The following is a 9,254-nucleotide window of genomic DNA, read 5'->3' as shown; positions in this document are numbered from 1 at the left end:
CATCCTTTTCGGTGGTCGTTCACGAGGCACGCGATGCATCAATGGTACTGCCGCCGAATTTGGGCGACGGTGCACTAGATGTCACCCGCCCGCCCCTCCCGCCGGTCTTCCCGTCGTGCCCGATCCCTCCGCTCCTGGGGGGTGGGCTGGGCTGTGGTGATGGCGCTGGGTGTCGGCGCCGGGGTGTGGTGGACCTGGCGCCAGCCCCAGGCTGCCGTCCTCTCGCCGCCCCGGCCCTCGGGGGAAACGGTTCGAGCCACGCCCCGGGTGGTTCTGCCGACGGCCCGCCCCCAGCCCGGACCACGGGGTGGTGCTCTGCGCGGGGCCTCGCCGGCCGTGGTGCGCTCCGAGCCGACACCCGCCGCCCGGGTGGCCCTCATCTTTGACGATGCGGGAGCCACCCTGCAGCAGGTGGAGCCGATCCTGGCTCTGGGCCGACCCGTGACCCTGGCCGTGCTGCCGGGACTTGCGGCCTCGGCGGCTGTGGCTCGCCGGGCACAGGCCGCCGGATTGGAGGTCCTCTTGCACCTCCCCCTGGAGTCTGAGGAGGACCGCCGCCTCGGTCCGGGGGGCGTGACCACGGCCATGAGCGATGAGGAGATTGCTGCCGTGGTGCGGGCCGGCCTGGCGGAGGTCCCGGGCGCCGTGGGGATCAACGGGCACATGGGCTCCCGGGCTACCGCCGACCTCCGGGTGATGACCGCTGTGCTGGGTGTGGTGCGGGAGCAGGGGCTCTTCTTCGTGGACAGCCGCACCACCCCCCGCACGGTGGCCATGCAGGTAGCGCGCGCGCTGGGGGTGCCGGCGGTGGAGCGGACAGTCTTCCTGGACAACGAGGACGAGCCCGCCTACATCACCGGGCAGGTCCGCAGGCTCCTGGAGGCAGCCCGGACGAGGGGCTGGGCCATCGGCATCGGGCATGCCCAGCGGGGGACCGCGGAAGTGTTGCGTCAGCTCCTCCCCGAATTCGACAGGGCGGGGGTGGTGCTGGTGCCGGTGTCCGACCTGCTCAACACCCGGTGAGGTGCCCATGAGCGCCCTGCGGGCGTTCTTCATTTACCTCTCGCAGCACCGCGGCATGCAGCGCTTCGTGCTGCGCAACCCGGTGGCCCGGCGCGCCTCCCGTCGCTTCGTCGCCGGAGAGACGCTGGCCGAGGGGGTGGCGGCGGTGCGGGCGCTGAACGGCCTGGGCATCCACGCCAGCCTCAACTACCTGGGGGAGAAGACCACCAGCCCCGCGGAGGCACAGGAGGCGGCGAATCACTACCTGGAAGTCCTGGAAGCGATCACCCTGGAGCGGCTCGACTGCAACCTCTCCATCAAGCTGTCCCAGCTCGGTCTGGCCAGCGACGCGGTACTGGCCGAAAGGCTGCTGCGGCGCATCTTGGAGGCGGCGGACCGGGAGGGGATCTTCGTGCGCATCGACATGGAAGAGTCCGCCCTGGTGGACCCGACCCTGGCCCTGTGGCGCAGGGTATGGGGGGAAGGGTGGAGCAACGTCGGCCTGGTCATCCAGTCCTACCTGCGGCGCAGCGAGCAGGACTTGGCGGATCTGGTGGAGACCGGTGTGCGCATCCGCCTGGTGAAGGGCGCTTACCTGGAGCCTCCAGCCGTGGCCTATCCGCGCAAGGCGGACGTGGACGCGGCCTACCGCCGCCTCACGGACGTGCTGCTGCACCGGGGCACTTACCCGGCCATCGCCACCCACGACCCCCGGATGATCGCTTACGCCCGCGCGGTGGCCGCCGGGGAGGGGATCGGCCCGGAGCGTTTCGAGTTCCAGATGATCTACGGGGTGCGCCGCGACCTGCAAGCCGCGCTGGTGCGCCAGGGCTACCACGTGCGCGTTTATGTCCCCTTCGGCGAGCAATGGTATCCCTACTTCATGCGCCGGCTGGGGGAGCGTCCGGCGAATGTCCTGTTCCTGCTCCGCAGCGTCTTCGCGGAATGGCGGTAGGGGAGCTGCGCCTGGTTTCGGCCGCAGAGCTGCGGCAGCTGGTCCCCATGGCGGATGCCATCGACCTGGTGCGGGCGGCCTTCGTCCACCTCTCGCGCGGCGAGGCCCAGGTCCCCCTGCGGGTCCCCTTGCCGGGGGAAGAGGGAGGGGTGACGCTGTTCATGCCCGCGGCCGTCCCAGCCCTGCGCGCGCTGGGGGTGAAGGTGGTCAGCGTCTACCCGGCCAACCCGGCCCGCGGCCTTCCCACCATTACGGCGCTGGTGCTGGTCCAGGACCCGGCCACGGGAGCACCCCTGGGCTTGGTGGAAGGAGCGGCGCTGACCGCGCTGCGCACCGGCGCTGCCGGCGGTCTGGCGGCGCAGTTACTCAGCCGCCCTGATGCGCACATCGTGGCCCTCTTCGGCGCCGGCGTCCAGGGCCGTACGCAGCTTGAGGCGGTCTTTGCGGTACGCGAGATCACCCAGGTCCGGGTGGTGGCCCGAGACCCACAGCGGTCGGAGGCCTTTGTCCGCTGGGTCCGTGCCCAGCCTTGGGCCGCTGGGGCCACGGTCCTTTCCGCGGCCTCGCCGGAGCTGGCGGTGCGCGGTGCCGACATCGTCATCACCGCCACGACCAGCCCCACCCCGGTGGTCCCCACGGCCGAGGTAGCGCCGGGAACCCACCTCACCCTCATCGGGGCCTTCACTCCCCAGACGCGGGAGGTGGATGCCGACCTGGTGGCCCGGGCCACTGTGGTCGTCGACTCCCGGGCAGGCTGCCTGGCGGAGGCTGGCGACCTGCTGCTGGCCATCGCCGAGGGCCGCTTCAGCGCCGAGCAGATTCACGCCGAGATCGGGGAGGTCGCAGCCGGGCTGCGTCCGGGGCGCCGCCACCCGGAGGAGGTGACCCTGTTCAAGTCCGTGGGGACAGCGGCCCTGGACGTGACGGTGGGGGCCGCCGCGCTGCAGCGCGCTGCCGCTAGGGGAGCCGGGCAGGTGGTGCGCCTGGTCGACGGGGGGTAGCCCGCCATTGCGCCGCGCCTCCACAGTCCTGCTCCGCGCCGGGATGGCGCTGCTGCTCCTGGCTGCGGCCTCCGCCTGCGCTCTGCAGCGTCCCGCCCCCGCCTCGACCCGGCCGGTGGTCGCGGTGGCCGTGGCCAGCCCCTTCTCAGGTGACCGGGCGACCCTGGGGGTGGCGATCCGCAACGGGGTCCAGCTCGCCCTGGAGAAGCACGCCGCGCCGATGGCGGCGCTGGGATACGACCTGCGCCTGGCCGCCTTTGACGACCGGGCCCGGGCGGATTTCGGCCGGGCTACCGCGGCGCGCATCGTCGCTGACCCGGAGGTCCTGCTGGTCGTCGGACACCTTACCTCCAGTGTGGCCCTGCCCGCCTCCGAGGTATACGCGGCCGCGGAGTTAGCCATGATCTCCCCGGCCAGCTCTGATCCACAGCTCACGGAGCGGGGCTTGGAGACTATCTTCAGGGTGGTGGGGCGAGACGACGTGCAGGGGCGGGCGGCCGCCGAGTTCGCCGCCTCCGACCTCAAGGCGCGCCGGGTGGTCATTGCCCGCGAGGGTTCCGCTCTCGGGCGCGCGGTGACCGCCGCCTTCCGCCAGGCAGCCCTGCGGCTGGGGATGGCCGTGGGTGGCGAGGTCGAGGTGGGGGCAAACCCGGCCGCGGTGCTGGAGGCACTTCGCGAACCCCCTCCCGACCTCATCTTCCTGGCCTTACCCTTCACCCAGGCGGGCCCGGTCATCCGGGAGGTCCGCCGCCGAGAGGTCCCCTCGGCCTTCATCGGCCCGGACTGGCTGGATTCTCCCCGACTGCTGCAGGCCGCCGGCCGCAGTGCTGTGGGCACCTACTTCACCCTGGTGGCCGGCCCCCCGGACTTCTACCCGGGGGCGGAGGACTTCGTCCGGGACTACCGGAGACGGTTTGTGGCGGAACCTGCCGCCTTTGCCCTGCAGGCGTACGATGCGGCAGCCCTGGGACTGGACGCGGTGGCCCGGGCGGCGCGTGCTGCCGGCGGACGACCCACCCGCCGCCAGGTCAGTGCGGCCATCCGCGGTAGTCTGTTCCGCGGGCCAAGCGGCACCTTCCGCTTCGACAGGCGGGGTGACCCCAATCCTGCCAGCTACTTCGTCGTCCGGGTGACCTCAGCGAACCCGGGGGAGTGGGAGCGTCGGACGCTCGTGCGCACGCTCCGCCTGCCCCCGCCGCCGACCCGCAGGTGAGGGGCGCCCGGCCTGGCCGCGCCGAGAGGAATTCCCCCCGGGGTGCCGAAGCCTACTTGCAACCAAGCCAGGACAATGGATAGGCTGGTGCAGTCCGATCGTCTACTACCAGCGGAGGGGGGAGAGAGCGGGATGAAGCGTGTCAAGCTGCCAATAGCCCTGTTGGTCGCCATCCTGCTGGTGACCGGTCCATACTATGCCACCACGGCACCGGCGGCCACTCTGGGGCCCGTGACTGACCCGATCGGTGTGGTCAAGGTCAACCGCGGGCAGCCCATCGTCATCGCCTACTGGTTCGTCATCGCCGGGCCCGACGCCAGCCTGGGGATCGACACCCGGCGCGGCGTGGAGATCGCCATCGACGACAAGAAGACCGTGGCCGGCCACCCCATCAAGCTGATCGGCGAGGACTCCGGCTGCAACGCGGAGGGCGGGACCACCGCCGCGACCAAGCTGGCCGCCAACAAGGCCATCGTGGCGGCCATCGGTTCCAACTGCTCCAGCGAAGCCGTCCCGGGTGTGCCGATCCTGTGGAAGGCCGGGATCGTTACCGTCTCTCCTTCGAACACTGCGCCCATACTCACCGACCCCAAGCGCGGACCGGGCTATGACGGGTACCTGCGCACGGCCCACAACGACAAAGTCCAGGGACGGGTGGCGGCTCAGTTTGTCTACCACTACCTGGGTCTGCGCAAGGCGGCGACGATCCACGATGGCAGCCCCTACGCGGAGGGGCTGGCCAACGTGTTCGCGGACGTGTTCAAGCGGCTGGGTGGGACCATCACTTCCCAGGAAGCCATCTCGCCCACCGACACGGACATGCGGCCCGTGCTGACCAAGATCGCGGCAGGGAAGCCGCAGCTTATCTACTACCCCATCTTCATCGCCGCGGGCGGCTTCGTCACCAGGCAGGCCAAGGAGGTCGCCGGCCTGGAGAAGGTCAAGCTGATGGGGGCCGACGGCATGTTCTCCCCCGACTTCATGAAGGCCGCTGGGGACGCCGCTGTTGGGATGTACCACTCCAGTCCTGACCTCTCGCCGGAAGCCCTGGGGCCGGGGTACAAGGTCTTCCTGGAGAAGCACCAGAAGAAGTATGGGGAGAAGCCCCTGGCTCCGTTCCACCCTCACGCCTACGATGCTGCTATGATGATCTTCGCCGCCATCGAGAAGGTGGCCAAGAAGGACGCTGCTGGCAACACCTACATCGGGCGGAAGGCGCTGCGCGACGCCCTCTACGCCACCAAGAACTTCAAGGGGCTGACCGGGACCCTGACCTGCGACAAGTACGGAGACTGTGCTGACCCCAAGATCGTCATCTACCAGACATTGTCGGCAGATCCGGCCAAGTGGGACCCGGGGAACAACCCGAAGAAGATCTGGCCGGTGAAGAAGTAGGGACTCTGGCGAAGGTACGGCTGCGTTCGTGGGGGATGAGCCGCGGATTGTCCGGGCTCATCCCCCCTTAGTATGATGTGAGAGGCTCATGTCACGCGGCTGATGTGAGAGGCTCATGCCCCGCGGTTGGTTGCAGCGGATCTCGATCGTCGACCTGTACCTGTGGGCCTTCCGACTGGTCGTCCTGTTCGTCCTGATCTACGGGACCGTGGGGACCGTGCGGGCGGCACGCTACGGCCCGGACGTCTGGATGGACCTGCTGGTCTTCGGCCTTTCCCAGGGAAGCATCTACGCCCTGATCGCCCTGGGCTACACCATGGTCTACGGCATCCTGCGCATGATCAACTTCGCCCACAGCGAGGTGTTCATGAGCGGGGCTTACGTGGGCTACTACGTGGCCGCGGCCTTCGGCCGCTCGGGGTACCTGGACCGTAACCCGCTGGTCAGCCTGCTGGTGGTCCTGGCCGTGGCCATGACCACCTCGGCGGTGGTAGCGCTGCTGGTGGAGCGGATCGCCTACCGGCCTCTGCGAGGAGCACCCCGCCTGGTGCCGTTGATTACGGCCATCGGGGCCTCTTTCTTCCTGCAGTACACCTTCCGCGGGTTCTTCGGCTCCGGGTTTCAGGCCTATCCCGAAGCGGCTGTCCTCAGGGGCAAGCTGGTCGTCGCCGGGATCCCCATGCTGCGCACACAGGCCGTAGTCATCGTGGCTTCCGTGGTGATGCTGCTGGTGCTCTACCTGTTCGTCATGCGGACGAGAACAGGCACGGCCATGCGGGCGGTCTCCGAGGACATGGAGGCCGCCGCCTTGATGGGCATCGACGTAGACCGGGTGATTGCTATCACCTTCTTCGTGGGTGGAGCCATGGCCGGGGCGGCCGGCCTGCTCTATGCCCTGGTCTTCAAGCAGGTGCACTTCTTCATGGGGTTCATCCCGGGCATCAAGGCCTTCACCGCGGCTGTGCTGGGTGGCATCGGCAACATCCCCGGGGCCATGCTGGGTGGCGTCTTCCTGGGTCTCTTTGAATCCGTGGGCCCCATCCTGGTGCTGGACGGCCTGGGGATTGTCGCCCCCTACCAGCTGCGCGACGTCATTGCCTTTACCATGCTGGTCATGGTGCTGATCTTCCGGCCCTCGGGGATCCTGGGCGAGCGGCTGGCGGCAAAGAAGGCGTAGGACGGAGGAGCAGGCCGTGCGCGCCGGCGGACCGTGGGCAGAGGCTATCAGGCAGGGTCTGATCTGGGGCGGCGTGGCCGTTTTCCTGGCCATGGTGGGCATGGTGGACACCTTCGCCGAGCGCCAGATCGTTGCCGGGGTCATCTCCCTGGGGCTGCTGCTGCTGGTGCTGACAGCCCTGGGGGTGGGCTATCAGGTGGCGCGGCGGGCGGGCGGCCCGGTGGCGGCGGTGCTGCTGCGGGGAGCGCTGGCCGGGGCGGTGGCGGGTGTGCTGGTGGCGGCGCTGGTCTGGGTGGCCAGCGTGGTCAACCTGCGGGCCATGTTCGTCAGCGCCACCCCACGGCTGTTTGCCCTGCTGTCCTTCGGTCGGGGTCCTGCCGGCACCCATCTGATCCTGCTGGGGTGGGCCCTGGGGGGCCTGGTGGGTGCGGCCGCGGCGCTGCTGGGCGGCGCGTGGCGGCGGCCGCTCTTCGCCGGCCTGACCTGGGTCCTGGTGGTGGGGCTCTTTCAGGAAGTCGTGCAACTGGTGCTGGCTCGGACCAGGGCCGGAAGCGCCGTCCAGATGCTGCTGTTTTCCACCGAGGGGCTGCTGCCCCGCGGCGCCCTGATCATCTTCGCCCTGGCCGCGGGTGGAAGCGCTCTCTGGGCCTGGAGCCACCCGGCCACCCGGCGCTGGAGCGAGGCGTTACCTTCCTCCCGGCAACGGGCCCTGCGCGCCCTGAGCCTGACGCTGATCATTCTGCTCGTGCTCCTGGTACCGGTGGCGGCGGGACCGTTTCTCTCCCAGGTTTTCGTTCTGGTAGGGGTTTTTGCCCTGCTGGGGCTGGGGCTGAACGTGGTGGTGGGCTTTGCCGGTCTGCTGGACCTGGGGTATGTTGCCTTCTTTGCCATCGGCGCCTACACCATGGGGCTGCTGACCTCGACGGGGCAGCATGGCATCGCCGGGATGTCGTTTTGGGCCGCGATCCCCGTAACCATGGCGGCTTCCCTCGTGGCCGGGGTGATCCTGGGCATTCCCGTGTTGCGCATCCGCGGCGACTATCTGGCCATCGTCACCCTGGGGTTCGGGGAGATCATCCGGCTGCTGGTGCTCTCCGACGCCCTGCGGCCGTGGCTGGGAGGGTCGCAGGGGGTGCTGAGCATCCCCAAGCCGGCCATCGGCGGGTTCGAGTTCCGTGGACCGGAGCAGCTCTACTACATCGTGGTGGCGGGGTGCCTGCTGGTCATCTTCGTGGCCACGCGGCTGCGCGACTCCCGCCTGGGGCGGGCCTGGATGGCGGTGCGCGAGGATGAGGATGTGGCTGAGGCCATGGGCATCAACCTGGTGAACGTCAAGCTGCTGGCGTTTGCCATCGGCGCCGCCTTCGGGGGCCTGAGCGGCGCGATCTTCGCCGTGATGATCGGCTCGGTCTTTCCCCACAGCTTCCAGCTGCTCATCTCCATCAACGTGCTGGCCCTGATCATCGTGGGCGGCATGGGCAGCATTCCCGGCGTGGTGGTGGGCTCGCTGTTCCTGGTGGGGCTGCCGGAGCTGTTCCGGGAGTTCGCCGAGTACCGCTTCCTGGTCTACGGGGCGGCGCTGGTGGTGATGATGCAGCTGCGGCCGGAAGGCCTTCTGCCTGCGGCGATCGTGCGCCGCGAGCTGCATGCCGCCGAAGAGCCGGTGGCTCCCCCGCTCCCCGCGGAGCCTGCGGAGGTGCGCCCGGCCAGCGATGGATAGGCCTCCCCTGCTCGTCTCACGCGCCCTGACCAAGCGCTTCGGCGGCCTGGTGGCCCTGAGCGCGCTGGACCTGGCAGTGGCCGAACGCTCCATCCACAGCATCATCGGTCCCAACGGCGCCGGCAAGACCACCTACTTTAACTGCGTCACCGGCTTCTACCGGGCGGAGGAAGGGCAGACCCAGTTCCGCGGCGTTCCCCTGGACGGCCTGGCCCCCGACCGAATCTCCCGCCTGGGCATCGCCCGCACCTACCAGAACATCCGCCTCTTCGCCAACATGACCTGCCTGGAGAACATCCTGGTGGGCATGCACCAGCACATTCGCGCCTCGGTGATGGGGGCGATTCTGCAGTCGCCCCAGACCCGGCGCGAGGAGGCGGCGGCCCACAGGGAGGCCCTGCGGCTGCTGGAGTTCGTCGGCCTGCGGGGAAAGGGCGACCTGTTGGCGCGCAACCTGCCCTACGGGGAGCAGCGCCGCCTGGAGATCGCCCGCGCCCTGGCCAGCCGGCCCACCCTCCTGCTGCTGGATGAGCCCACCGCGGGCATGAACCCCCGGGAGTCGCTGGACACCATGGCCTTCATCCGCCGCCTGCGCGACGAGCTGGGCATCACCATCCTGCTGATTGAGCACAACATGCGGGTGGTCATGGGGATCTCCGAGGTGATCACCGTGCTGGACTTCGGGCAGAAGATCGCCGAGGGCACCCCCGAAGAGGTACGCAACAACCCCCGGGTGATCGAGGCCTACCTGGGGACCCGCCGCGGCCTGGCCGGCGTGGGGTCGTAAGCGA

The 9,254-nt window shown here is 69.5% G+C and carries 8 protein-coding genes; all 8 read left to right on the top strand.

Going from position 1 to position 9,254, the window contains the following annotated elements:
- The first annotated feature begins 159 nt into the window (after positions 1-159).
- The 8 genes from QN152_10765 to QN152_10730 all read left to right on the top strand — a co-directional run bounded on the left by QN152_10765 (position 160) and on the right by QN152_10730 (position 9,250).
- Positions 160-1,023, top strand: a complete 864-nt coding sequence (locus tag QN152_10765) for a divergent polysaccharide deacetylase family protein (GenBank protein ID MDR7539990.1) — start codon at positions 160-162, stop codon at positions 1,021-1,023.
- Positions 1,024-1,030: 7 nt separating this feature from the next.
- Positions 1,031-1,957 carry a proline dehydrogenase family protein gene (locus QN152_10760; GenBank protein MDR7539989.1) on the top strand — a complete coding sequence of 309 codons (927 nt, stop codon included), beginning with the start codon at positions 1,031-1,033 and terminating at the stop codon, positions 1,955-1,957.
- Positions 1,948-2,958: an ornithine cyclodeaminase family protein gene (locus tag QN152_10755; GenBank protein MDR7539988.1), complete on the top strand. Its 1,011-nt coding sequence runs from the start codon at positions 1,948-1,950 to the stop codon at positions 2,956-2,958. Before QN152_10760 ends, QN152_10755 begins: the two co-directional genes overlap by 10 nt.
- Positions 2,959-2,965: 7 nt before the next feature.
- On the top strand, positions 2,966-4,171 hold the full coding sequence (locus QN152_10750) for a branched-chain amino acid ABC transporter substrate-binding protein (protein MDR7539987.1): 1,206 nt from the start codon (positions 2,966-2,968) through the stop codon (positions 4,169-4,171).
- Positions 4,172-4,303: 132 nt separating this feature from the next.
- The gene (locus QN152_10745; protein ID MDR7539986.1) at positions 4,304-5,566 is read left to right on the top strand and encodes a branched-chain amino acid ABC transporter substrate-binding protein; all 1,263 of its coding nucleotides are present in this window, start codon (positions 4,304-4,306) and stop codon (positions 5,564-5,566) included.
- Between the two features lie 115 nt (positions 5,567-5,681).
- Positions 5,682-6,743 carry a branched-chain amino acid ABC transporter permease gene (locus tag QN152_10740; GenBank protein MDR7539985.1) on the top strand — a complete coding sequence of 354 codons (1,062 nt, stop codon included), beginning with the start codon at positions 5,682-5,684 and terminating at the stop codon, positions 6,741-6,743.
- A gap of 16 nt (positions 6,744-6,759) precedes the next feature.
- The gene (locus QN152_10735; protein MDR7539984.1) at positions 6,760-8,463 is read left to right on the top strand and encodes a leucine/isoleucine/valine transporter permease subunit; all 1,704 of its coding nucleotides are present in this window, start codon (positions 6,760-6,762) and stop codon (positions 8,461-8,463) included.
- Positions 8,456-9,250 (top strand): ABC transporter ATP-binding protein, encoded by a 795-nt coding sequence (locus QN152_10730; protein MDR7539983.1) that lies wholly within the window; start codon positions 8,456-8,458, stop codon positions 9,248-9,250. Before QN152_10735 ends, QN152_10730 begins: the two co-directional genes overlap by 8 nt.
- Positions 9,251-9,254: the final 4 nt, after the last annotated feature.

The sequence above is a fragment of the Armatimonadota bacterium genome, assembly GCA_031459715.1.
Lineage (GTDB): Bacteria > Sysuimicrobiota > Sysuimicrobiia > Sysuimicrobiales > Humicultoraceae > Humicultor > Humicultor tengchongensis.
The sequence above is the reverse complement of the archived record's forward strand: the minus strand, read 5'-3'. Positions and strand labels throughout refer to the sequence as shown.

Bases quoted from the DNA above. Each gene is read 5' to 3' on its own strand.
- QN152_10765 (MDR7539990.1), top strand. From the start codon at position 160: ATGGCGCTGGGTGTCGGCGCCGGGGTGTGGTGGACCTGGCGCCAGCCC.
- QN152_10760 (MDR7539989.1), top strand. From the start codon at position 1,031: ATGAGCGCCCTGCGGGCGTTCTTCATTTACCTCTCGCAGCACCGCGGC.
- QN152_10755 (MDR7539988.1), top strand. From the start codon at position 1,948: ATGGCGGTAGGGGAGCTGCGCCTGGTTTCGGCCGCAGAGCTGCGGCAG.
- QN152_10745 (MDR7539986.1), top strand. From the start codon at position 4,304: ATGAAGCGTGTCAAGCTGCCAATAGCCCTGTTGGTCGCCATCCTGCTG.
- QN152_10740 (MDR7539985.1), top strand. From the start codon at position 5,682: ATGCCCCGCGGTTGGTTGCAGCGGATCTCGATCGTCGACCTGTACCTG.
- QN152_10730 (MDR7539983.1), top strand. From the start codon at position 8,456: ATGGATAGGCCTCCCCTGCTCGTCTCACGCGCCCTGACCAAGCGCTTC.